Origin of the sequence: Enterobacter cloacae complex sp. IR5459 (assembly GCF_049238005.1) — a bacterium.
Classification (GTDB): domain Bacteria; phylum Pseudomonadota; class Gammaproteobacteria; order Enterobacterales; family Enterobacteriaceae; genus Enterobacter; species Enterobacter hormaechei_C.
The window spans coordinates 90,469-112,990 of sequence record NZ_JBMKIG010000007.1 but is presented as its reverse complement, the minus strand read 5'-3'; the positions used below and the strand labels follow the sequence as shown (position 1 = coordinate 112,990).

Annotated in this window: 21 protein-coding genes; 14 read left to right on the top strand and 7 right to left on the bottom strand. The window is 58.1% G+C overall.

Going from position 1 to position 22,522, the window contains the following annotated elements; translation table 11 throughout:
* Positions 1-139 precede the first annotated feature (139 nt).
* Positions 140-1,639 carry an MDR family MFS transporter gene (locus ACOTX4_RS15770; RefSeq protein WP_032608159.1) on the bottom strand — a complete coding sequence of 500 codons (1,500 nt, stop codon included), beginning with the start codon at positions 1,637-1,639 and terminating at the stop codon, positions 140-142.
* Positions 1,640-1,717: 78 nt separating this feature from the next.
* On the opposite strand from ACOTX4_RS15770, the gene ACOTX4_RS15765 reads away from it, so the two are divergent.
* Positions 1,718-2,365, top strand: a complete 648-nt coding sequence (locus ACOTX4_RS15765; RefSeq protein WP_003861018.1) for a TetR/AcrR family transcriptional regulator — start codon at positions 1,718-1,720, stop codon at positions 2,363-2,365.
* Here ACOTX4_RS15765 and ACOTX4_RS15760 read toward each other — a convergent pair.
* Positions 2,362-2,781 carry a GNAT family N-acetyltransferase gene (locus tag ACOTX4_RS15760; RefSeq protein WP_022650109.1) on the bottom strand — a complete coding sequence of 140 codons (420 nt, stop codon included), beginning with the start codon at positions 2,779-2,781 and terminating at the stop codon, positions 2,362-2,364. The two genes, ACOTX4_RS15765 and ACOTX4_RS15760, sit on opposite strands and share 4 nt — an antisense overlap.
* 185 nt (positions 2,782-2,966) lie before the next feature.
* On the opposite strand from ACOTX4_RS15760, the gene ACOTX4_RS15755 reads away from it, so the two are divergent.
* The 6 genes from ACOTX4_RS15755 to ACOTX4_RS15730 all read left to right on the top strand — a co-directional run bounded on the left by ACOTX4_RS15755 (position 2,967) and on the right by ACOTX4_RS15730 (position 10,865).
* Entirely contained in the window at positions 2,967-3,536 is a 570-nt protein-coding gene (locus tag ACOTX4_RS15755; RefSeq protein ID WP_022646570.1) for a TetR/AcrR family transcriptional regulator, read from the top strand.
* 147 nt (positions 3,537-3,683) lie between these two features.
* Positions 3,684-4,805, top strand: a complete 1,122-nt coding sequence (locus ACOTX4_RS15750; RefSeq protein ID WP_022650108.1) for an efflux RND transporter periplasmic adaptor subunit — start codon at positions 3,684-3,686, stop codon at positions 4,803-4,805.
* Positions 4,805-7,915: an efflux RND transporter permease subunit gene (locus ACOTX4_RS15745; RefSeq protein WP_045332988.1), complete on the top strand. Its 3,111-nt coding sequence runs from the start codon at positions 4,805-4,807 to the stop codon at positions 7,913-7,915. Before ACOTX4_RS15750 ends, ACOTX4_RS15745 begins: the two co-directional genes overlap by 1 nt.
* Positions 7,915-9,279: an efflux transporter outer membrane subunit gene (locus tag ACOTX4_RS15740; protein ID WP_017694001.1), complete on the top strand. Its 1,365-nt coding sequence runs from the start codon at positions 7,915-7,917 to the stop codon at positions 9,277-9,279. The genes ACOTX4_RS15745 and ACOTX4_RS15740 overlap by 1 nt, the downstream gene beginning before the upstream one ends.
* A gap of 49 nt (positions 9,280-9,328) precedes the next feature.
* Complete coding sequence (locus ACOTX4_RS15735) at positions 9,329-10,486, top strand: multidrug effflux MFS transporter (RefSeq protein ID WP_045332989.1); 1,158 nt, start codon at positions 9,329-9,331, stop codon at positions 10,484-10,486.
* A gap of 82 nt (positions 10,487-10,568) precedes the next feature.
* Positions 10,569-10,865, top strand: coding sequence for a YicS family protein (locus ACOTX4_RS15730; protein WP_003861030.1), 297 nt, complete (start codon positions 10,569-10,571; stop codon positions 10,863-10,865).
* A 48-nt stretch (positions 10,866-10,913) separates the two neighbouring features.
* Here ACOTX4_RS15730 and ACOTX4_RS15725 read toward each other — a convergent pair whose 3' ends face one another.
* Positions 10,914-11,864, bottom strand: coding sequence for a LacI family DNA-binding transcriptional regulator (locus tag ACOTX4_RS15725; RefSeq protein ID WP_003861033.1), 951 nt, complete (start codon positions 11,862-11,864; stop codon positions 10,914-10,916).
* Between the two features lie 293 nt (positions 11,865-12,157).
* Here ACOTX4_RS15725 and ACOTX4_RS15720 point away from each other — a divergent pair, with 293 nt between their 5' ends.
* The 6 genes from ACOTX4_RS15720 (at position 12,158) to ACOTX4_RS15695 (ending at position 18,082) form a co-directional block, all read left to right on the top strand.
* A complete protein-coding gene (locus ACOTX4_RS15720; protein WP_003861034.1) occupies positions 12,158-12,472 on the top strand; it encodes a PTS sugar transporter subunit IIB in 315 nt (104 codons plus the stop codon).
* An 11-nt stretch (positions 12,473-12,483) separates the two neighbouring features.
* Complete coding sequence (locus tag ACOTX4_RS15715) at positions 12,484-13,812, top strand: PTS cellobiose transporter subunit IIC (RefSeq protein WP_003861036.1); 1,329 nt, start codon at positions 12,484-12,486, stop codon at positions 13,810-13,812.
* A 17-nt stretch (positions 13,813-13,829) separates the two neighbouring features.
* Positions 13,830-15,206: a glycoside hydrolase family 1 protein gene (locus ACOTX4_RS15710; protein WP_045332990.1), complete on the top strand. Its 1,377-nt coding sequence runs from the start codon at positions 13,830-13,832 to the stop codon at positions 15,204-15,206.
* A 5-nt stretch (positions 15,207-15,211) separates the two neighbouring features.
* Complete coding sequence (locus ACOTX4_RS15705; RefSeq protein ID WP_014168006.1) at positions 15,212-15,514, top strand: PTS lactose/cellobiose transporter subunit IIA; 303 nt, start codon at positions 15,212-15,214, stop codon at positions 15,512-15,514.
* A 138-nt stretch (positions 15,515-15,652) separates the two neighbouring features.
* Complete coding sequence (locus ACOTX4_RS15700; protein ID WP_022650103.1) at positions 15,653-17,032, top strand: carbohydrate porin; 1,380 nt, start codon at positions 15,653-15,655, stop codon at positions 17,030-17,032.
* A 144-nt stretch (positions 17,033-17,176) separates the two neighbouring features.
* Complete coding sequence (locus tag ACOTX4_RS15695; RefSeq protein ID WP_023315096.1) at positions 17,177-18,082, top strand: EamA family transporter; 906 nt, start codon at positions 17,177-17,179, stop codon at positions 18,080-18,082.
* Positions 18,083-18,130: 48 nt separating this feature from the next.
* Here the strand turns inward: ACOTX4_RS15695 and nepI are convergent, their stop codons facing one another.
* From nepI to ACOTX4_RS15680, 3 genes are all read right to left on the bottom strand, one after another.
* A complete protein-coding gene (gene nepI, locus ACOTX4_RS15690) occupies positions 18,131-19,321 on the bottom strand; it encodes a purine ribonucleoside efflux pump NepI (protein WP_023326393.1) in 1,191 nt (396 codons plus the stop codon).
* 65 nt (positions 19,322-19,386) lie between these two features.
* Complete coding sequence (locus tag ACOTX4_RS15685) at positions 19,387-19,914, bottom strand: SRPBCC domain-containing protein (protein ID WP_003861040.1); 528 nt, start codon at positions 19,912-19,914, stop codon at positions 19,387-19,389.
* 97 nt (positions 19,915-20,011) lie between these two features.
* The gene (locus ACOTX4_RS15680; RefSeq protein WP_003861042.1) at positions 20,012-20,464 is read right to left on the bottom strand and encodes a DUF1198 domain-containing protein; all 453 of its coding nucleotides are present in this window, start codon (positions 20,462-20,464) and stop codon (positions 20,012-20,014) included.
* Between the two features lie 99 nt (positions 20,465-20,563).
* Here ACOTX4_RS15680 and ACOTX4_RS15675 point away from each other — a divergent pair, with 99 nt between their 5' ends.
* Entirely contained in the window at positions 20,564-21,466 is a 903-nt protein-coding gene (locus tag ACOTX4_RS15675) for a LysR family transcriptional regulator (protein ID WP_045332991.1), read from the top strand.
* On the opposite strand, the gene ACOTX4_RS15670 is transcribed toward ACOTX4_RS15675, so the two are convergent.
* Positions 21,454-22,458, bottom strand: a complete 1,005-nt coding sequence (locus tag ACOTX4_RS15670; RefSeq protein WP_045332992.1) for an alpha/beta fold hydrolase — start codon at positions 22,456-22,458, stop codon at positions 21,454-21,456. The genes ACOTX4_RS15675 and ACOTX4_RS15670 overlap by 13 nt on opposite strands.
* Positions 22,459-22,522: the final 64 nt, after the last annotated feature.

The window sequence follows — 22,522 nt, the reverse complement described above, 5'->3', positions numbered from 1 at the left end:
GTTATATGCGGCCTGTTGCCGGGTGGCGCTGCGCTTACCCGGCCTACGTGACGGGGGAAGTGTAGGCCCGGTAAGCGTAGCGCCACCGGGCGATGGGCATCAGGCTACGGTAGTCCAGGCGCAAGCAGAACCGCTAACCTCACGCCTGCCGACGCAGCGGCGCTTCGCGCAAAAACCACGACAACACAAACGCCAGCACCATAATCCCCGCCGCCAGCATGAACACCGCATGGATCGCCGAGCCGAACGCATCCAGATAGTCCAGACGCAGGGCATCAGGCAGATGGTGTATGGCAACGGGATTAAGTTCACGCGGCAGTTCCGCCCCTTCAGGCAGCCTGTCGATCAGACCTGATTGCAGAATATGGGTGAACACCGCGCCAAACAGCGCAACGCCAATCGCCCCGCCAATGGAGCGGAACAGCGTCACCCCAGACGTCGCGACGCCGTATTGATCGGCTGACACGCTGTTTTGCACCGCCAGCACCAGCACCTGCATCACCAGTCCCAGCCCCATGCCCAGCACGCCGGTAAACAGGTAAAGCTGCCAGGTTGGAGAGGTGATTGAAATGCGCGTCAGTAACATCATCCCCACCACGCCGAGCAGCGTGCCGAGGATCGGGAACAGACGATATTTCCCGGTACGGCTGATGATGCGCCCGCTGATGATGGAGGTGAGCAACAGCCCCCCCATCAGGGGGATGAGCTGCAAACCGGCCTGCGTCGGCGTGGCGTCTTTTACCACCTGTAAATAGAGCGGCAGGAAAGTGACGGAGCCAAACAGCGACATGCCGATAATAAAACCGATCAGGCTACAGAGCAGGAAGCTGCGGTCGCGGAAGAGCGACAGCGGGATAATCGGCTCCCACGCCAGCCGCTCTTCGTAGATAAACCCGGCGATCCCCGTCAGGCCGAAGGCCAGAATACACCACAGCTGCGGGTCGCTCCATTGGCGGATCGTCCCGCCCTCGGTGGTAAACAGAATGATGCACAGCAACGCCATGCTGAGGTAAATCGCCCCCAGGTAGTCAATCTCATGCTTGCTGCGCCGCGCGCTGCCGTGGAAAACCGCGCCAATCACCAGCAGGGCAAACAGCCCCAGCGGCAGGTTGATGTAGAAAATCCAGCGCCAGGATGCGTGCTGAACGATAAACCCGCCGATCAGCGGCCCTATCACCGTCGCCAGGCCAAACACGCCGCCAAACAACCCCTGATAGCGACCCCGATCGGCAGGCGGGATCACGTCCGCCACGGCAGCCATGCTGATCACCATCAGACCGCCGCCCCCCAGCCCTTGCAGGGCGCGCATCAGCACCAGCTGGGTCATGTTCTGCGCCAGACCGCACAGCGCGGACCCTACAAGGAACAGCACAATCGCGATTTGCAGAACGATTTTTCGGCCAAACAGATCGCCGAATTTGCCGTACAGCGGCACCACGATGGTCGAACTGAGGATATAGGCCGTTACCACCCACGAGAGTTTATCCAGCCCGCCCAGCTCACCCACGATGGTCGGCAGCGCGGTGGAAACAATGGTCTGATCCAGCGCCGAGAGCAGCATCACCAGCAGGAGTGCGCTGAACAGCAGCTTAATCGACGGCGCCTTTTTCGCAGGTTGAGTCATTACGTCGGACTCCATAAGACATCACTTGAAATTAATTAATCGTATAATTAATATTTGTGGAAGTGATGAATAAGATCAAGAGATACGGTGACCATGTCAGCACAAAAGGACAATTCTGAACCCCGCCGCCCCGGTCGGCCACGCGGCGGCAAGCGCGTTACCGCCAGCCGTGAACAGCTGCTGGATATCGCCCTGAATCTCTTTTCCCGCCAGGGGATCGCCAATACGTCGTTGAACGCTATTGCCCGCGAAGCAGGCGTGACGCCCGCCATGCTGCACTACTACTTCAACTCCAGAGAACAGTTGCTGGATGCGATGATTGAGGAGCGCTTCCTGCCGTTACGCGAGCGGATCGGGGCGATTTTCGCCGACAACCGGGATTCGCCGGTGGATGCCCTGACGGAAATGGTCAGGGTGCTGGCCGAACTGGCGGAAAAGTATCGCTGGTTTGCCCCGCTGTGGATGCAGGAGGTGATTGGCGAGATGCCGGTACTGCGCACCCATTTGCAGGCACGCTTTGGCGATGAGAAATATCACACCACGCTGGCAACCATCAAAGGCTGGCAGCAGGAAGGAAAGCTGAATCCGGCGCTGGCCCCCGAACTGCTGTTCACTACGCTGCTGAGCCTGGTGCTGGTGCCGTTCTCCCGCATGCGCAATGACGAGAGGCTTAGCGCCCTCTCGCCGGAGATCGTGGTGCGCCACGTGTTAGCCGTGATAGGCACCGGGATCGGCGGTTAAAGATTTTTGGACAGATAGTGTCTCTGCATTCCCTGATAAGGGTAATCCTGCAAGGACATCTGCACCTGATAACCCTGTTTTTCATAGAACGGACGCGCCTGGAAGCTGACCGTATCCACCAGCGCGTGACGACAGCCTTTGCGACGGGCCTCCTCTTCAGCCGTTTTGATAAGCTGGCTTCCCACACCCGTACCCCGCACGCTGTCACTGACCCACAGATAGTCGATGTTCAGCCAGTCGCCTTTCCGTACGCCGATTAACCCGCCCAGCATGACGCCATTGTCGTCTCGCATATATACGCCAATATCGCCACTAAACGTCGCCAGATCTAAATACTGCGCGTTATAGGCTCTTAGCCCCGTTAATAATTCTTCTTTTTCTTCAGCCGTGACTTTATCTGTAATGCTCAGGTGCATAAATCTCTCCTTATTTTCAGCGCAATCTGAATATCTCACAGCTTAACCTTCATAAAAACTCCTTATTTCCTCCATTGTTTAAACAAGGAAATATTCATTCAATATGTAAATAAAAAAAACCTTTCCAATAGGCTCCGAAAACGTATAATGAGAACGATCATTCTCACTTTTTACGGTAGCCGACGATGAGCACAAAGCTGGAAGAACGACAAAAACTACGGCAGGACGAAATCATCACCGCCGCGCGCCGCTGCTTTCGCGCCAGTGGATTTCACGCTGCCAGCATGTCGCAGATCGCCAGCGAAGCCAGGCTCAGCGTCGGACAAATCTATCGCTATTTCAGTAACAAAGACGCGATCATTGAAGAGATGATCCGGCGCATTATCGACTCACGTATTGAGGAGATGCAGGGCAAAACCCTGGTTGAAGGGATGCCGCAGGCGCTTGCCTGGCGCCAGACGCTTAACGAAGATGATGACGCGCTAATGCTCGAAATGTCCGCAGAGGCCACGCGCAATCCGCTGGTGGCAAACATGCTGATCGAAGCCGAAGCCCGCATGTTCGCCAACGCCTGTGAGCACCTTAAAAAGCAGTTCCCCCACCTGAGCGATGAGCATATTCGCTGCTGCGTGGAGATTACCGCTGTGATGATCGAAGGCACGATTTACCGTCGACTCACGCCTTTAAAAGTACCGTCAGAACAATTAGAGCCCATATACCAGAATATTTTAAATATGCTTTTCTCTGCGAAGTAATCGCATGTGAATAATTAGCGGAAATAATTAATTTCCCTTTTTTCATTTCTGGCTCTGCCAGAGATGCGGGATCGCTGTGCTTTTAATTAGCCCTCCTCCCTGTTAAGCGATTAACAGGGCAGGCTTCGTTCACCCTGGAAAAAGATTATGAAAACCATAACAACCTCCATCGCAGCATTACTCCTCCTGACAGGGTGCGATAATGCGCAAACATCTGCTCCTCAACGTCCTCTTCCGGAAGTGGGGATTGTCACACTCATGAGCCAGCCGGTGTCCGTCGTTAGCGAGCTGACCGGCCGCACCGCCGCCGCGATGAGCGCCGAAGTGCGCCCTCAGGTGGGCGGCATTATTCAGAAACGGCTCTTCACCGAAGGCGATACGGTCAAGGCCGGGCAGGCGCTGTATCAGATCGATCCTTCCAGCTACCGCGCCGCTTATAATGAAGCTGCCGCCGCACTGAAACAGGCGCAGGCGCTGGTGCAGGCCGACTGCCAGAAAGCCCGACGCTATGCGCAGCTGGTGAAGGACGACGGCGTATCACGTCAGGATGCGGAAGACGCGAAGTCCACCTGTGCGCAGGACAAGGCCAGCGTCGAGTCAAAGAAAGCCGCGCTGGAAAGCGCCCGCATTAACCTCAACTGGACCACCGTCACCGCGCCGATTGCCGGACGTATCGGCATCTCCTCTGTGACTCCTGGCGCGCTGGTGACCGCCCAGCAGGATACCGCGCTGGCCACCATTCGCGGGCTGGACAGTATGTACGTCGATTTAACCCGTTCCAGCGCCGATCTGCTGCGTTTACGCAAGCAAACCCTCGCCAGCAACAGCGATACGCTGAACGTGTCGTTGATTCTCGAAGACGGCAGCAGCTACAGCGAAAAAGGCCGCCTGGCGCTGACCGAAGTGGCGGTGGATGAGTCTACCGGCTCAGTTACCCTGCGCGCCGTCTTCCCGAACCCGCAGCATCAGCTTCTGCCGGGCATGTTCGTCCGCGCCAGAGTGGATGAAGGCATCATGAATGACGCGATCCTCGCCCCGCAGCAGGGCATCACTCGCGACGCCAAAGGCACCGCCACCGCGCTGGTGGTGAACGCCAGCAACAAGGTCGAACAGCGTCAGCTGGAGACGGGTGACACCTACGGCGACAAATGGCTGGTGCTGAGCGGTTTGAAGGCTGGCGATAAGCTGATTGTGGAAGGCACCGATAAAGTCACCGCCGGGCAGGAAGTGAAAGCTGAAGAGATGAAAACCAACGGAGGAAACGCCTGATGTTTTCCCGTTTCTTCGTGCGTCGCCCGGTCTTTGCCTGGGTTATCGCCATTCTCATCATGCTCGCCGGAATGCTGGCGATCCGCACGCTGCCCGTTGCGCAGTACCCGGACGTGGCTCCGCCGTCGATCAAAATCTCCGCCACCTATACCGGTGCCTCCGCACAGACGCTGGAAAACAGCGTGACGCAGGTGATCGAGCAGCAGCTCACCGGGCTGGATAACCTGCTCTACTTCACCTCCACCAGCAGCTCGGACGGGTCGGTGAGTATTAACGTCACGTTTGAACAGGGAACCGATCCGGACACCGCTCAGGTACAGGTGCAGAACAAAGTCCAGCAGGCGGAATCGCGCCTGCCGACCGAGGTGCAGCAGTCCGGGATCACCGTCGAAAAATCCCAGAGCAACTTCCTGCTGATCATGGGCGTATATGACAAAACCGACACCGCCAGCAGCTCGGATATCGCCGACTGGCTGGTGAGTAATATGCAGGATCCGCTGGCGCGCGTGGATGGCGTCGGTAGCCTACAGGTGTTCGGTGCAGAATACGCGATGCGCATCTGGCTCGACCCGGCGAAGCTGGCGTCGTACTCGCTGATGCCCTCCGACGTGCAGAGCGCGATTGAAGCGCAGAACGTGCAGGTTTCCGCCGGTAAAATCGGCGCGCTGCCCTCGTCGAACGCCCAACAGCTGACCGCCACCGTCCGCGCTCAGTCGCGTCTGCAAACGGTCGATGAGTTCAAAAAGATCATCGTCAAGAGCCAGTCCAACGGTGCGGTGGTGCGCATCAGCGACGTCGCGCGCGTGGAGATGGGCAGCGAAGATTACACCGCCACCGCGAAGCTGAACGGCCACCCGGCGGCGGGTATGGCGGTGATGCTCTCACCGGGCGCCAACGCGCTTAACACCGCCACGGCGGTAAAAGATAAGATCGCCGAGTTCAAAAAGTCGATGCCGGAAGGCTACGACGTGGCCTACCCGAAAGACAGCACCGAGTTCATCAAGATCTCCGTTGAGGACGTGATTCAGACCCTGTTCGAAGCCATTATCCTCGTGGTGGTGGTGATGTACCTGTTCCTGCAAAACATCCGTGCGACGCTGATCCCGGCGCTGGCGGTGCCGGTGGTGCTGCTGGGCACCTTCGGCGTGCTGGCGCTGTTCGGTTACTCCATCAACACCCTGACGCTATTTGCGATGGTGCTGGCGATAGGGCTTTTGGTGGATGACGCCATCGTGGTGGTGGAAAATGTCGAGCGTATTATGCGCGACGAAGGGCTGCCCGCCCGGGAAGCGACCGAAAAATCGATGGGCGAAATTTCCGGCGCGCTGATCGCCATTGCGCTGGTGCTCTCTGCGGTATTCCTGCCGATGGCCTTCTTCGGCGGCTCTACCGGGGTCATTTACCGCCAGTTCTCGGTCACCATTATTTCGGCGATGTTCCTCTCCGTGGTGGTGGCGCTGACCCTGACGCCCGCGCTGTGCGGCTCGATCCTGAATCACACCGCTCCGCACAAAAAGGGCTTCTTCGGCGCGTTTAACCGCTTCTACAGTAAGACCGAGCACAGCTATCAGAACAAGGTGCTGCGCGCCCTGCGCCGTTCCGGTGGCATGCTGGTGATCTACGCCCTGCTCTGCGGCGCGATGGGGTTCGCCATGCTAAAACTGCCGGGCAGCTTCCTGCCAACCGAAGACCAGGGTGAAATCATGGTGCAGTACACCCTGCCTGCCGGCGCAACCGCGGTGCGTACCGCCGAGGTAAGCCGCCAGGTACGCGAGTGGTTCCTCACCAAAGAGAAAGCCAATACCGACGTGATCTTCACCATTGAAGGCTTCAGCTTCAGCGGCAGCGGCCAGAACGCCGGGATGGCGTTCGTCTCCCTGAAAAACTGGTCAGAGCGCAAAGGCGATGAGAATACCGCCCAGGCCATTGCCCTGCGCGCCACGCAGGAGCTGAGCACCATTCGGGATGCCACAATTTTCGCCATGACGCCCCCGGCGGTGGATGGTTTAGGCCAGAGCAACGGCTTTACCTTTGAGCTGATGGCCAGCGGCGGCACCGACCGCGACGCGCTGCTGAAACTGCGTAACCAGCTGATTGGCGAAGCCAACCAGGACAACTCGCTGCACGCCGTGCGCGCCAACGATCTGCCGCAGATGCCGCAGCTTCAGGTGGATATCGATAACAACAAAGCCGTGTCGCTGGGGCTGTCCCTGAGCGACGTCACCGACACCCTCTCCAGCGCCTGGGGCGGGACCTACGTGAACGACTTTATCGATCGCGGCCGCGTGAAAAAGGTCTACATCCAGGGCGACAGCGACTATCGCGCCGTGCCGTCGGATCTCAACAAGTGGTATGTGCGCGGCAGCGACAGCACCATGACACCGTTCTCCGCCTTCGCCACCACCCGCTGGGAGTACGGCCCGGAAAGCCTGGTGCGCTACAACGGCTCGGCGGCGTATGAGATTCAGGGCGAAAACGCCAGTGGCGCCAGCTCCGGCACGGCGATGAGCAAAATGGAGCAGTTGGCAAACAGCCTGCCGTCCGGCAGCACATGGGCGTGGAGCGGTTTGTCGTTGCAGGAAAAACTGGCGAGCGGCCAGGCGATGAGCCTTTATGCCCTCTCGATCCTGGTGGTGTTCCTGTGCCTGGCAGCGCTGTATGAGAGCTGGTCAGTACCGATTTCGGTCATCATGGTGATCCCGCTAGGGGTGCTGGGCGCGGCGGTTGCCGCCTCCCTGCGCGGCCTGAACAACGACGTCTATTTCCAGGTGGCGCTGCTGACCACCATCGGTCTGTCGTCGAAGAACGCCATTCTGATTGTCGAGTTTGCCGAAGCCAAAGTGGCCGAAGGCTACTCCCTGACGCGCGCCGCCCTGCGGGCCGCCCAGACGCGTCTGCGTCCGATCATCATGACCTCGCTGGCGTTTATCGCAGGCGTGACGCCGCTGGCGATTGCCACCGGCGCCGGGGCCAACAGCCGCGTGGCGATCGGTACCGGTATTATCGGCGGGACGCTGGCCGCGACGCTGCTGGCCATCTTCTTTGTTCCTTTATTCTTTGTACTGGTGAAACGTCTGTTCTCCGGTAAGCACGCAAACCGGAGGTCATAATGTTTCGTGTAACCGTATTAACGTTAGCGCTGCTGAGCGCGGGCTGTGTGTCATTAGATCCCACGTATCAGCGCCCGGACGCCCCCGTCCCGGCGACGTTGCCTGGCGCCCATGGCGAAGCCAACGCCGTGGTGAGCCAGTGGCAGCAGGTGATGAATGATGCGCGGTTGAAAAGCGTGGTGACGATGGCGCTCAACAGCAACCGCGACGTGCAAAAAGCGATTGCGGATATCGACGCCGCCCGTGCCCAGTATGGCGAAACGCGCTCGTCCCTGTTCCCGACGGTGGACGCGGAACTGAGCCACACCCGCAGCCGCACGCTGGCGAGCGGTGTCGCGACAAGTGACGAAGCCAACGGCGCGGTCTCCAGCTTCGAACTGGATCTGTTTGGCCGCAACCAGAGCCTGTCGCGTGCCGCGCGTGAAACCTGGCTTGCCAGCGAATTCACCGCGCAGAACACGCGCCTGACGATGGTCAGCGAGCTGACCACGGCCTGGGTGACGCTGGCGGCGGATAACAGCAATCTGGCGCTGGCGAAGTCCACCCTGGAGAGCGCCGCAAACTCACTCAAGATTGTGAAGCGCCAGCAGGAAGTAGGCGTGGCAGCGGCAACGGACGTCAGTGAAGCGATGGCGGTTTACCAGCAGGCGCGCGCCAGCGTGGCGAGCTACCAGACGCTGGTGATGCAGGACAAAAACGCTCTCAACCTGCTGGCGGGCGATACGGTGCCCGAGAACCTGCTACCCGGCACGCTGGAGAGCCTGAGCGACAACGCCATCACGCTGATCCCGGCGGGCGTTAGCTCCAGCGCGCTGCTGCGTCGTCCGGACATTCAGGAGGCGGAACACAACCTGCTGAGCGCCAACGCCAACATCGGCGCGGCGCGCGCCAACTTCTTCCCGACCATCTCGCTCACCGCCAGCGCGGGCGTCGGCAGCGATTCGCTGTCGTCCCTGTTCAGCCACGGGATGAAGGTCTGGTCGTTTGCACCTTCCATCACCCTGCCGCTGTTCAGCGGCGGCAACAATATGGCGCAGCTGCGCTATGCGGAAGCCGAGAAAAAAGGGTTAATTGCGACCTATGAGAAAACCATCCAGAGCGCGTTCAAGGACGTGGCCGACGCGCTGGCGCGGCGCGAAACGTTGAGTGAACAGCTTGATGCCCAGCGCGAATACGTGGCGGCGGAGCAAAAAACGCTGGATGTGGCGACACGCAGTTACAAGGCTGGCGCGGGTGATTATCTGACGGTACTCACCGCGCAGCGGTCGCTGTGGTCGGCGCAGGAATCACTGATTGCCTTGCAGCAAACCGACCTGGAAAACCGCATCACGCTGTGGCAGTCGCTGGGCGGCGGGATACAGTAACATCACTGCCGGGCGGCGCAACGTTGCCCGGCCATCAGAGTAAATACCTATGGCAAAACTCTCTTTTTCTTTCGCGGCCATCCTTGGCCTGCTGACGGCGATCGGGCCGCTGTGTTCCGATTTTTATCTTCCGGCTCTGCCGGAGATCGCCACCCAGCTCAACACCTCCACAACGCTGACGCAGCTTTCTCTTACCTCGGCGCTGATTGGTCTGGGGCTGGGACAACTCTTTTTCGGCCCACTAAGCGATCGCATCGGACGTAAAACGCCGCTGCTGTTCTCACTTTTGCTGTTTGTACTGGCTTCAGTGCTTTGTGCCAGCACGCAGAATATTTACGCCCTGATCGGCTGGCGATTTGTGCAGGGCGTTGCCGGGGCGGGCGGCTCCGTACTTGCCCGCTCCATCGCCCGCGATAACTATCATGGCACGATGCTAACGCAGTTTTTTGCCCTACTGATGACGGTCAACGGCATCGCGCCCGTGGTGTCCCCGGTACTCGGTGGCTATATCGCGTCGCATTTCGACTGGCGGATGCTGTTCTGGGTAATGGCAGGGGCGGGTCTGGCGCTGCTGATCGCCTGCCAGCTTTTTATCCGCGAGTCCCTCACAGAGAAACAGGGCAGGGGATCGCTGACGCAAACAGCCAGGACGGTACTTAAAAATCGTCGCTTTATGCGCTACTGCCTGATCCAGGCCTTCATGCTGGCGGGGCTGTTCGCCTATATCGGGGCATCCTCCTTTGTGATGCAAAACGAGTATGGCCTGAGCGCCATGCAGTTCAGCCTGCTGTTCGGTGTGAACGGTATCGGCCTGATCGTCTCAGCGCTGATTTTCTCCCGTCTGGCACGCCGCCATCTGGCGGAAAGATTGATGCGAACAGGCCTCGTTCTGGCGGTGTCCTGCGCGGGGCTGACGTTGCTCTTTACGTGGATGCAGCTTTCCGTTCCGGCACTGGTTGCACTCTTTTTCACCGTCGCCTTTAACAGCGGGATCAGCACCCTTGCGGGTTCAGAAGCGATGAGCGCAGTCGACATGAAGGAGTCCGGCACAGCGTCAGCCATTCTGGGCATGCTGATGTTTTTATTCGGCGGGATCGCAGCGCCTCTCGCGGGTATTGGCGGAGAAACGATGCTGAAAATGAGTCTCGCGGTGTTAGTAAGCTATGGCATTGCACTGGCGATCGGATCTCGCACGCAGAATGCGTAAATTCATACTTTTGGCTTGAATCGCGTTGATGAATGTAACGATATATTTCAGGGGAAGCATGTGACTTTCAAAGGAGGTTTCGATGAAATCTGCACACCTGGTTTGCCTGCTCGTTTGCCTGATTTTCGCTGCGTTTGTTCACGCGCAGGAGAAGAGCGCTCCGGAGAAAGAGGCGCAAATAAAACAGCAGGTCCTGAAAGATGTGAAGAAAACCTGTACCCCGCAGAAAAAGCAGAGCGATAAGGCCTGGCAGGCGATGATTTTGTCGTCTGAGGCCAATCAGCTGCTGATCAAAAACGCCATCACCGCCGTGAAGCGTGACAACCTGGACGCCTACTGGGATGCAGTCAGTCAGGTGGATTGTATGGAAGATTACTGAGGGTTGAGCGCCGGGTGGCGCTGCGCTTACCCGGCCTACATCACACGTTTAACGCTTCCGCACATCCGGAATAATCAAATCCCCGCGCAGAACGTAGGACCCGAGCATCTGCGTTTTCTCTGTCAGCCAGCTCACGATGCGCGCCGCCATGGCGTCCATGGAATACTCAATGGCCGGGATCACCGGAATACCCGGCAGATGCAGCGAACCGCCGAGGCTGAAAACCATGATGTCTTCCGGTACCGATTTATTAAACGCCTGTAACTGCGGGATCACCCGCTGGGCTTCCTGCTCATCCGCCACCAGCAGCGCGTTGAAGTTCAGCGTGGACGCGTTGTTGAGTAATTCCTGAAGCGCAACGGACGATGAAGTTGCGTCCATAAACACGAGGTTGCGATTAAAGGGCAGGAAGTTTTTCTCCAGCGCATGTTTATAACCCAACAGCACCTGATCGGCAAAGCCGCTGCCGTGCGGGTGGATGAGCGCTATCTGGCGACGCCCCTGGCTGGTGAGATAGTTGCAGGCCGTTTCAGCCGCGAACGCGTGATCGAACTGTATGCTGTTGGCGTTATCGGCTTCCATACAGTCGACCAGAATCACGTTGTCCATGTCCACGTCCAGCGGGAAACGCGCGCCAATCACCAGAATGTCATCACATAAGCCGCAGGAGAGTTCTTCAAGGGCGTTCATCACTTCTGTTTTCGTGTGTGCGAAACGCAGCAGCAGATGTTTTTGATGCTGGCTGAGGTGTTTTTCCAGCGCGTACAGGTAACCGGTGGTCTGGTTAATGTTTTCCTGCGCGCAAATTACCCCAATGCAGCCCGTCGACTGGCTGAGCAGCGACTGGGCGATCACGTTGGGACGATAGTTCAGCTCGTCCACCGCTTTCAGAACAGCCTGGCGGCTGGCTTCTTTAACGCCACGCGACCCGCTCAACACCCGTGATACCGTGGCTTTGGACACCCCGGCCAGACGCGATACATCGTTGATTGTAGACATCTCTCTCCCCTGTCAGACGCAACTGGCGTCTGTAATTTCCATCACCGCTACGGCTCACATTATAGCCAGAACGGAGTATATCCGTTTCCGTTTTCCATGGAAACCGATTTTCCGTTTCCACTCAATTTGATGCCAAAACAGCCAAATTATGTGACCCACATCCGGTTAATTAGCCTCATAAGTAAGGGATCTTGATGGTTGTCACACTTCTGTCTTTTATAAATGGAAACCGGTTTCCGTATCATGTCCAATCATCCTCGCAATAACTTTTTACATTTTGAGGATGGTTGTCGATGTTCAAGATTATGCTGTGCTGCTCTGCCGGGATGTCCACCAGCCTGCTGGTCAGCAAAATGATCGATGTTGCAAAAGAACGGGGCTTGCCCGTGAAGATAGATGCGTATGGCGTATCCGAATTTGATACGCAGTTTCCGCACTATCAGGTGGTGCTTCTCGGACCGCAAGTGAAATACATGTTAAAGACACTCTCAGACAAGGCAGCGACGCAAGGCATTCCGGTGCAGCCCATCGACATGATGGATTACGGCATGCAGCGTGGCGATAAAGTACTGGACTATGCTCTGTCGCTTATCGAAGCGGCACACTAAAAGGTGTTCACATGAGTTCGTTATATCAATCTATGGTCGCGGTCATTGAGCAATCAATTACCCCGCTGGCCGCGAAGCTGGGTCAGCAAAAGTATGTGATTGCCATCCGCGACGGCTTTACCGCCGCGCTGCCGTTTATGATCATCGGCTCGTTTATGCTGGTGTTTATCTTCCCGCCGTTTTCGGCGGATACCACCAACAGCTTCGCCCGCGGCTGGCTGGATTTCTCCGAGACCTACCGCGAACAGCTGATGCTGCCGTTTAACCTCAGCATGGGCGTGATGACCTTCTTCATCTCGGTGGGGATTGGGGCGAGCCTGGGGCGTCAGTTTAACCTCGATCCGGTGATGTCCGGCCTGCTGGCCTTTATGGCCTTCCTGCTGGTCGCAGCACCCTATGCCGATGGCAAAATTTCGACCCAGTATCTCTCCGGCCAGGGGATCTTCACTGCGCTTATCACCGCGATCTACTCCACCCGCGTGTACGCGTGGCTGAAGCAGAACAACGTCACCATCCGCTTGCCGAAAGAGGTGCCGACCGGCGTGGCGCGTTCGTTTGAGATCCTGATCCCGGTGATGGTGGTGATCGGAACGCTGCACCCGCTGAACCTGTTCATTGAAGCGCAGACCGGGATGATCATCCCGCAGGCGATCATGCACCTGCTGGAGCCGCTGGTGTCGGCGTCTGACTCCCTGCCCGCGATTCTGCTCTCCGTGCTGCTGTGCCAGATCTTCTGGTTCGCGGGTATCCACGGGTCGCTGATTGTCACCGGCATCATGAACCCGTTCTGGATGGCGAACCTCTCTGCAAACCAGGCGGCGCTGGCGGCGGGCGCGGCGCTGCCGCACGTTTATCTGCAAGGTTTCTGGGATCACTACCTGCTGATTGGCGGCGTAGGCTCGACCCTGCCGCTGGCGTTCCTCTTGCTGCGTAGCCGCGTTACCCATCTGCGCACCATCGGCAAAATGGGCGTTGTGCCAAGCTTCTTTAACATCAACGAACCGATTCTGTTCGGCGCGCCGATCATCATGAACCCGATGCTGTTTATCCCGTTCGTGTTCGTTCCGCTGGTCAACGCCTGCCTGGCGTACGGCGCAACTAAACTCGGCTGGCTGGCTCAGGTGGTTTCGTTAACCCCGTGGACCACGCCCGCGCCGATTGGCGCCTCGTGGGCGGCGAACTGGGCGCTGAGCCCGGTGGTGATGTGCCTCGTCTGCATGGTGATGTCGGCGCTGATGTACCTGCCGTTCCTGCGCGCCTATGAGCGTACGCTGATTAAAAACGAAGAGCAGAAAGCCCAGGCTGCAACCGTGGGTGCCGCTGAAGCCACAAGCAATTAAGTCAAAGAGGAAGGGTCATGAAATACGCATTTCCCGATAACTTCTGGTGGGGCAGCGCAAGCTCCGCTCTCCAGACGGAAGGGACACGAGAGGGTGAAACCACGTGGGACTACTGGTTTGCCCGCGAGCCGAACCGTTTTCACAACGGCGTGGGGCCGCAGCACACCTCCACGTTTTATCAGCACTGGAAAACGGACATTCAGCTGTTAAAACAGCTGAACCACAACAGCTTTCGTACCTCGATTAGCTGGGCGCGCCTGATCCCCGACGGTATCGGTGAAGTGAACCCGGACGCGGTCGATTTTTATAATCAGGTCATTGATGAGCTGAATGAACAGGGCATCACGCCGTTTATCACCCTGTTCCATTTCGACATGCCGATGGCGATGCAGGAAATTGGCGGCTGGGAAAACCGTGACGTAGTGGACGCGTACGCCCGCTATGCGCAGATATGCTTCGAGCTGTTCGGCGACCGCGTGCTGCACTGGTTTACCTTCAACGAGCCGATTGTTCCGGTGGAAGGCGGTTATCTGTACGACTTCCACTACCCCAACGTAGTGGATTTCCGCCGGGCGGCCACCGTGGCGTATCACACCGTGCTGGCCCATGCGAAGGCGGTTCAGGCCTACCGCGCCGGGCACTACGCGGGGGAGATCGGCATCGTGCTGAACCTGACGCCGTCGTATCCGCGTTCGCAGAACCCGGCAGACGTGAAGGCGGCGCACATTGCGGATTTAATGTTTAACCGCAGCTTCCTCGACCCGGTGCTGCGCGGGGAGTATCCGGCCGACCTGGTGGCATTGCTGAAATCTTACGATCAGCTGCCCGCCTGCAAGCCGGAAGACGGCTTCCTGATTGCGGAAGGGAAAATCGACCTGCTCGGCATTAACTACTATCAGCCGCGTCGCGTGAAGTGTCGCGACAGCGCGGTGAACCCGCAGGCGCCGTTTATGCCGGAGTGGTTCTTTGATAATTACGAGATGCCGGGCCGCAAGATGAATCCGTACCGCGGCTGGGAAATCTACGAGCCGGGTATTTACGATATTCTGGTTAACCTGCGCGACAATTACGGCAACCCCCGCTGCTTTATTTCTGAAAACGGCATGGGCGTCGAAAACGAGCAACGTTTTATTGAAAATGGCCAGATTAACGATCAATACCGCATTGATTTTATTTCTGAGCATTTATCGTGGCTGCACAAAGGTATTAGCGAAGGCTGCAATTGCCTTGGCTACCATATGTGGACGTTTATTGATAACTGGTCGTGGTGTAATGCGTATAAAAACCGCTACGGTTTTATTCAGCTCGATGTAGAGACGCAGCAGCGCACCATTAAAAAAAGCGGAGAGTGGTTTGCCGCCACCGCCTTAAATAATAGTTTTGATAAAGAGTAAAGATAATGATCGCACTAGAAGAAGCCGTAATGGAAATTATCGTCAACGCCGGGCAGTCCCGCAGCCTGTGCTTTGAAGCCCTGCACGCGGCGCGCCAGGGCAACCTTGACGAGGCCAAAAGCCTGCTGCGCGAAGCCGACGGCTACGCGCGCCAGGCGCACAAGATGCAGACCAAACTGATTGAGCAGGACGCGGGCGAAGCCCGCCAGCCGATGACATTAATTATGGTGCACGCGCAGGATCATTTAATGAATTCGCTATTAGCGCGTGAATTATCTGAAGAGATTATTCATTTATATCAGAGATAGTCTATGGCGAAATAATTTAATGTAATACCTCTGTACCTAAAACTAGAAATCCACTTGTTCTGATGATAGCGACATATTCTGTCAGATCGGAGCGGGATGGTTATTGTCTGAATAAAATTAAACTATATTGAGATAACCATGAATACGATTAAAAAACTTCCATTAACCATGGCGGTTATCGCCGCGCTTTGCCCAATTTCCGTCCTCGCTCAGGAATTCACTCAGGAGCAAATCGACGCCATTGTGGCGAAAGCGGTGGATAAAGCCCTGGCCGAGCGTCAGGCTAAAATGGATGCGGCGGTCGCGAAAAAAGCGGACGTGGTGACCGAGCCGCAGAGCGCGGCGCAATCCCCGGATATGGCGATCCCGTTCGGGGTTAAATTTACCGGCTACGCCCGCTACGGCGCGCACTTCCAGGCTGCCGATCAGAAATACGTGGCTGTCGATGGCTCCTACAACGGCGCGTCCGCGATCGGTCGTCTGGGTAACGAAGGCAACGGCGGCGAGTTCCAGCTCTCCAAAGCTTTCAAGGGCGAAAACGGCGCCATCTGGGACATCAACGTGATGATCGACCACTGGGGCGACGAAGTTAACCTGAAAAAGGCCTACGCGGGGGTGACCAACATTATGGCCTCCAACCCGAACGCCTATTTCTGGGCCGGTCGCGACTTCCACCAGCGTCCGCAGCAGGGTATCAACGATTACTTCTGGATGAACCACGACGGCCAGGGCGCCGGGGTGAAGAACTTCGATATCGGCGGCGTGCAGTTTGACGTCGCTGCCGTGGCGGCAGTGGAATCCTGTAGCCCGGAAGTGATGGAAGACGAAGCGAACCCGTCACGCATCACCTGTACCGGCGGGTCCGGCACGGGCGACAAAGGTAACTACGCGGCCACCTCTAAAATCCACGGCATGAAGCTCGGTCCGCTGGATCTGGAGCTGTACGCCAACTACGGCTTTGATTCAAAAGCGGTAGAGAGCGACGAGCGTCTTAACGCCTGGCAGGGTGGCGTGGTGCTGAGCCACACAAACGACAGCGGCGTGAACAAGGTGATCGCCCGCTACTCCGATAATTCGGACAACAGCGTGTTCAATAAAACCGAAGACCTGACCACGGTCTACGCCAGCTTCGAAGGGCTGTACAAATTCACCCAGGCGACGCAGGTGGAGTACATCCTCGCCTTCCACGATTACGACAATAGCCGCGATAAGACCGACAACCGCAAGAACTACAATGCCATCGTGCGCCCGATGCACTGGTGGAACGACGTTCACTCCACCTGGCTGGAAGCGGGCTGGCAGCACGTGGATTACGACAACGGCGGCGACAACAAGGGCTGGAAGCTGACCCTGTCGCAGAACATGTCTATCGCCATGGGGCCGGAGTTCCGCCCGATGCTGCGCTTCTACGTGACCGGCGGCAAGGTGGATAACGAACGCACCGCGCGCGTGAACAACACCAAAGATGAGACGCTGGACGACTTCAACGTCGGCGCGATGTGGGAGGCGTGGTTCTAAAGTAAAAGCAAAACGGCAACGAAAGTTGCCGTTTTTAGTGTTCGCTCCCTCTCCCCGTGGGAGAGGGCCGGGGTGAGGGCATCAGGCCGCACACAACCATGCTATGCTGTTGACCGAATTAACGACAACATAACAGGGGAGAACATGGGTTCCACACGCAAAGGGATGCTCAACGTCCTGATCGCCGCCGTTTTATGGGGCAGTTCCGGGGTTTGCGCGCAGTACATCATGGAGAAAAGCCACATTTCTTCGCCTTACCTGACCATGGTTCGTCTGCTGTTTACCGGCGTGATCCTGTTGACGCTCTCCTTCGTTCACGGCGACAAGATTTTCTCGGTCATCAAAAACCGCAAAGACGCCCTCAGCCTGCTGTTTTTCTCGCTGGTTGGCGCGCTCACCGTGCAGCTCACCTTCCTGCTGACGATTGAAAAATCCAACGCTGCGACGGCCACCGTGCTCCAGTTTCTGTCGCCGACCATTATCGTGGCATGGTTTGCGCTGGCGCGGAAAACGCGTCCCGGCATATTTGTCTTATCCGCGATTTTCACGTCGCTTGTGGGTACCTTCCTGCTGGTCACCCACGGCGACCCGACGTCGCTCTCCATCTCGCCTGCCGCGCTGTTCTTCGGTATCGCCTCAGCGTTTGCCGCGGCGTTTTACACCACCTATCCATCAACGCTTATAGCCCGCTACGGCACGCTGCCGATTGTCGGCTGGAGTATGTTGATTGCGGGATTAATGCTGACGCCGTTCTACGCCGGACGCGGCACCACCTTTGTGATCGACGGCGGCCTGCTGCTGGCGTTTTTCTACCTGGTGGTGATTGGCACCGCGCTGACGTTCAGCCTGTATCTGAAAGGCGCACAGATGATCGGCGGGCCGAAAGCGAGCATTCTGAGCTGCGCCGAACCGCTGAGCAGCGCGCTGCTGTCGGTGGTGTTGCTGGGGGTGGCATTCACCCTGCCGGACTGGCTGGGGACGCTGTTGATTGTGTCGTCGGTGGTGTTGATTTCGATGGATTCACGCAGAAGGGTTAAGGCATCGGCGTAGCCTGATGCCCTCACCCCAACCCTCTCCCACGGGAGAGGGAGAAAAGCACTACTTCGCCTTAACCTTCCCCGCCACCAGCAGCGCCGTCAGCAGCATCAGCGTGCCGGAAATCACCAGCGGTGACGTCAGCCCCAGATGGTCGAGCGCTACGCCGCCCACCGCCGCGCCGCAGGTGTTCGCCAGCTGGATCACCGCTACCTGAATCGACCCGGCTTTTTCCGCCTGATCGGCAAGCGAGCGGGTGATCCACGTCGACCAGCCCACCGGCACCAGCGCAAAGGCAAAGCCCCAGATAATCGCGATCGCCGAAGCCACCCACTTATCGCTACCCCACAACACCAGCACCGCGGCGCTGATCGCCAGCACCAGCGGGGCACCCGCCAGCGCCACCTTCAGGGAGCGCTTCAGGAACTGAGACGACAGTGAGGTGCCGACAAAACTGGCGATACCGAAGCTCAGGAGCACCAGCGTCAGGCCGTCCACGTCAAAGCCCGCCATGGTCATATACACCGGGCGGATATAGGTGAAGAAAGCAAACTGCCCGGCAAAGGCCATGAAGATGGCGGTCATCCCCGCCAGCACGCCCGGACGTTTCAGCAGCGCGAACATGTTCTGTTTGTGGTGCGCCGCCTCACCCGGCAGGGACGGCAGCGCCTTCCACACCCAGATAATGCACAGCACGCCCATCACCGCCGCCGCGTTAAAGACGTTACGCCAGCCAATAATCCCGCCGAGGAAGCTGCCCAGCGGCGCGGCAATCACCAGCGCGATGGAGACCGCGCCGAAGATGACGGACAGGGCCTTCGGCACCGTACGCGCGGGCACCAGGCGCATGGTCAGCGAGGCGGACATCGCCCAGAAGCCGCCTAATCCCAGCCCCAGGCAGGCACGGCCGAGCAGCAGCAGGGTGAAGCTTTCAGCGAAAGAGACCAGCAGGCAGGAGAGCGTCAGCAGCACGCTGAACAGAATAACCACCTTGCGACGGTCGATGGTGCCGATCGCCTGAGTGATAAACAGGCTGGCGAACATCGCCACAAACGCGGTGACGGTAACGGACTGCCCCGCCACGCCCTCGGAAATGCCCAGATCCTGCGCCATCGGCGTCAGCAGGCTCACCGGTAGAAACTCAACGGTGATCAGGCAGGCGACGCAGAACGCCACGGAGAAAACCGCCGACCAGTTGGGGCGCGACACCTCTTTGGTCTGCGGTGTGGTCGTGGGCTGGGTATGTTCTGTCATGGCATCACCTGAAGATAAAAACGTGCGGAAAAGTCGCGCAGTTTATCATCAAAAGTGTGACGAATTTAACGTTTCGACAACTTTTCTTGCATCGCTGCATTCGCCAGCCCAACGATCCACTCCTGGTGCCCGTTGATCATCGGATTCGGCACGGTGCGAGCAAGTTCCTGTGCAGGAACGCCTTTCTGCGACTCCTGAGTCAGAATACGGACGCGGTTTCCCGGCAAGTCTTCAAACAGCCAGGCGTGGATCACATCCAGACGCGAGCTGGCATCGCCCTCCACCCAGCCGTGCCAGGCGATCCGTGCGGCTTCGCCGTCAACGGGCGGAACATACTCCGTGACCTGCGCCTCAACCGGGAAGCCAAAGGTCGTAAAGCGGAAGCGGGCGTTGGCGCTCAGTTCCGGACCGCTGCCGTCGTGAAAACGAATATCTTCGGCGTTGCTGTAGTAGTTCGGCCACAGGGTAGTGTCGTTAAGCTGCGCCCAAATCTCTTTTGCGCTCAGCCCGGCGACGATGATTTCGTTGGATGCAAAGTTATCGGTTGTGCCTGGCAGGTAGTCGTTTGGCCAGATAATGGCGGATTGTTTCATGGTTCACCTCATCAGCGAGTGGATGAAGTGATGGTGCGCCTGCGGCAGATATAAATCTAATGACGATGCTTTATACTCTTCATCACGTTTCATGATATCAGTGCAGATAAAACACGCCCTCTTCCGGGAGGAAAAGCTGGTTATAGCGCAGCTGGAAGGCGTCAAGCTCCTGCGGATCGGGCTCTATCTCGCGCATGAAGCCGAGCGCGAGGCGGATTTGCGCATCGGTGATCGGTGCGGCCAGGCGGGCTTTACGCAGCATGCGGTGCCAGGTATGCAGATTCTCTTCGCTACCGTCGACGATGCAGACCTGCCAGATAAGCAGGACCTGGGCGGCGTTTTGCAGGTGCGCTTCGTCTGGGCGCTCAAGGTAGCGGATAAACTCATTGCCCGGCGTTTTACCGAACTGGTCGATCATCGATTCTACCGGCATCGGGGTGATACCCAGCCGTTCGCTCAAGCGTTTGATGGCGCGGCGGGAATCCGAGGTCAGGACACGAAACCCAACTACAAACACCACGGCAAGCGTTGCCAGCATTATCCAGACCATGCGTTCTCCTTAGACTAGCCGCCCATCATAGCGGGAAACGCAACGCGTCGACAGCGGGCAGCGCCATAATAGTGAACGGAAAAGAGGTAGCAAAACATCATGAAAGCGGATCTGCGCACGCTGGATCTAAACCTGCTGAAAACGCTTGACGCTCTGCTGGATGAACGCAGCGTCACCCGCGCGGCGGCGCGTCTTGCTCTGACCCAGCCCGCCGTGAGCGGCATGCTCAACCGCCTGCGGGACTACTTCGACGATCCGCTCTTTATCCGCGCCCCGCACGGCATGGTGCCAACCACGCGCGCGGAAGCGCTGGCCGCTCCGGTGAAGCGCATTCTCGCGGATATCGACGTGCTGCTTCAGCCCGTTGCCTTTGCCCCAAATACCGCTCGCCTCACCTTTACTCTTGCCGCTACGGATTATGCACTTCGGGCGGTTGTTGTGCCGTTTATCGCCGCCCTTAAAACACAGGCGCCTGGCATACGCGTGCGCGTGGTGCCCGTTACCCCCGGTAGCCTTGTCAGCCAGCTTGAGCAGGGCGCTATTGACGTAGCGCTTATCACCCCCCACACCACGCCCGAAGAGCTTCACAGCCGTGCGCTTTATGATGAACGGTACGTATGCATGATGCGCGCCGATCATCCAAACGCCGGAGAGCCAATGACGTTAGACCGATTTTGCGCCCTTGAGCATGTGCTGGTTTCTTACGAGGGAGACGGCTTTCGCGGGGTAACCGATAGCGCGCTGGAGAAAATTGGCCGGACGCGGCACGTGGGGCTCTCGGTGAGCCACTTTTTGGTTCTGCCGGACGTGCTGGCCCTCAGCGATATGATTGCCGTCGTGCCGTCACGCATCGCGGAAAATCAGACGGGGATGTTCATCTGCGAGACGCCAGTTCCCGTGCCAGGCTTTACCAAGAGCATGGCCTGGCACGGCAGAACGCACCGCAATCCCGCGCAGGCGTGGCTGCGCGGGCTGTTGCTGCAAACCAGTCAGCGGGCCTGAAGCCCCTTAAGCAGCGCCTCGTGGAAGCGCTCAGGATCCTGCATCTGGGGCGCGTGGCCCATGTCGTTAAATTCCACCAGCGTAGCGTGCGGGATGCGCTTCGCCGTCCCCTTTCCCAGCACCGCATAGTTGCCGAGCGTTTTGCGGATCTCAGGCGGGGCGAGATCTTTCCCGATGGCGGTGTTGTCCTTCGTGCCGATCATCAATAATACCGGCATGCTGAGTTCGCTAAATTCGTAGATCACCGGCTGGGTGTAGATCATGTCGTAGAGCAGCGCCGAGTTCCAGGCCACACGTTCTTTTCCCGGCCCGTTGTTCAGCCCGGCGAGCATGGTCACCCAGCGTTCGTATTCCGGCTTCCACTCTCCGGCATAGTAGGTATTTTTCTCGTACTGACGAATGCCGTCGGCGCTGACCTTCAGCTCGCGCTGGTACCACTGGTCGACCGTAATATGCGGCACGCCGCGCGCTTTCCAGTCCTCCAGGCCTATCGGGTTGACCATCACCAGCTGCTCCACCTGCTGCGGCCACATCAGCGCGTAGCGGGTCGCCAGCATGCCGCCGGTCGAGTGGCCGATAACCGTGACGCGATCGACGCCCAGCGTTTTCAGCAGCGCGTGGGTGTTATCCGCCAGCTGCTGGAAGGTGTACTGATAATGCTCCGGCTTGGTGGATTTGCAGAAGCCGATCTGGTCGGGTGCGATCACGCGATACCCGCTGGCTGAAAGCGTGCGGATCGTGCCGTCCCAGGTACCGGCGCAGAAGTTTTTGCCGTGCATCAGCACCGCGGTGCGGCCGTTGGGTTTTTCCGGCTTCACGTCCAGGTAAGCCATATCCAGAGGCTGGTTCTGCGAGGTAAAGGTAAAGTGTTTTACCGGCCAGCCGTAGTCAAAACCTTCCAGCTTCTCGCCGTAGGTAGGTGCATTCGCGGCCATTGCGGGGGAGGCCAGCGCCATCAGCAGCGCCAGGCAGGACAATCGTCGGGTTAACATGCAAGCTCTCCGTTAGCAAAAGGGGCTAAGGCTGCACGAAAGGCGGCAGCAAAAACACTGTAGA

Bases quoted from the DNA above. Each gene is read 5' to 3' on its own strand.
- ACOTX4_RS15720 (WP_003861034.1), top strand. From the start codon at position 12,158: ATGTTCAAGATTATGCTGTGCTGCTCTGCCGGGATGTCCACCAGCCTG.
- ACOTX4_RS15750 (WP_022650108.1), top strand. From the start codon at position 3,684: ATGAAAACCATAACAACCTCCATCGCAGCATTACTCCTCCTGACAGGG.
- ACOTX4_RS15735 (WP_045332989.1), top strand. From the start codon at position 9,329: ATGGCAAAACTCTCTTTTTCTTTCGCGGCCATCCTTGGCCTGCTGACG.
- ACOTX4_RS15705 (WP_014168006.1), top strand. From the start codon at position 15,212: ATGATCGCACTAGAAGAAGCCGTAATGGAAATTATCGTCAACGCCGGG.
- ACOTX4_RS15725 (WP_003861033.1), bottom strand. From the start codon at position 11,864: ATGTCTACAATCAACGATGTATCGCGTCTGGCCGGGGTGTCCAAAGCC.
- ACOTX4_RS15740 (WP_017694001.1), top strand. From the start codon at position 7,915: ATGTTTCGTGTAACCGTATTAACGTTAGCGCTGCTGAGCGCGGGCTGT.
- ACOTX4_RS15680 (WP_003861042.1), bottom strand. From the start codon at position 20,464: ATGGTCTGGATAATGCTGGCAACGCTTGCCGTGGTGTTTGTAGTTGGG.
- nepI (WP_023326393.1), bottom strand. From the start codon at position 19,321: ATGACAGAACATACCCAGCCCACGACCACACCGCAGACCAAAGAGGTG.
- ACOTX4_RS15685 (WP_003861040.1), bottom strand. From the start codon at position 19,914: ATGAAACAATCCGCCATTATCTGGCCAAACGACTACCTGCCAGGCACA.
- ACOTX4_RS15675 (WP_045332991.1), top strand. From the start codon at position 20,564: ATGAAAGCGGATCTGCGCACGCTGGATCTAAACCTGCTGAAAACGCTT.
- ACOTX4_RS15710 (WP_045332990.1), top strand. From the start codon at position 13,830: ATGAAATACGCATTTCCCGATAACTTCTGGTGGGGCAGCGCAAGCTCC.
- ACOTX4_RS15670 (WP_045332992.1), bottom strand. From the start codon at position 22,458: ATGTTAACCCGACGATTGTCCTGCCTGGCGCTGCTGATGGCGCTGGCC.
- ACOTX4_RS15715 (WP_003861036.1), top strand. From the start codon at position 12,484: ATGAGTTCGTTATATCAATCTATGGTCGCGGTCATTGAGCAATCAATT.
- ACOTX4_RS15755 (WP_022646570.1), top strand. From the start codon at position 2,967: ATGAGCACAAAGCTGGAAGAACGACAAAAACTACGGCAGGACGAAATC.
- ACOTX4_RS15700 (WP_022650103.1), top strand. From the start codon at position 15,653: ATGAATACGATTAAAAAACTTCCATTAACCATGGCGGTTATCGCCGCG.
- ACOTX4_RS15770 (WP_032608159.1), bottom strand. From the start codon at position 1,639: ATGGAGTCCGACGTAATGACTCAACCTGCGAAAAAGGCGCCGTCGATT.
- ACOTX4_RS15730 (WP_003861030.1), top strand. From the start codon at position 10,569: ATGAAATCTGCACACCTGGTTTGCCTGCTCGTTTGCCTGATTTTCGCT.
- ACOTX4_RS15745 (WP_045332988.1), top strand. From the start codon at position 4,805: ATGTTTTCCCGTTTCTTCGTGCGTCGCCCGGTCTTTGCCTGGGTTATC.
- ACOTX4_RS15695 (WP_023315096.1), top strand. From the start codon at position 17,177: ATGGGTTCCACACGCAAAGGGATGCTCAACGTCCTGATCGCCGCCGTT.
- ACOTX4_RS15760 (WP_022650109.1), bottom strand. From the start codon at position 2,781: ATGCACCTGAGCATTACAGATAAAGTCACGGCTGAAGAAAAAGAAGAA.
- ACOTX4_RS15765 (WP_003861018.1), top strand. From the start codon at position 1,718: ATGTCAGCACAAAAGGACAATTCTGAACCCCGCCGCCCCGGTCGGCCA.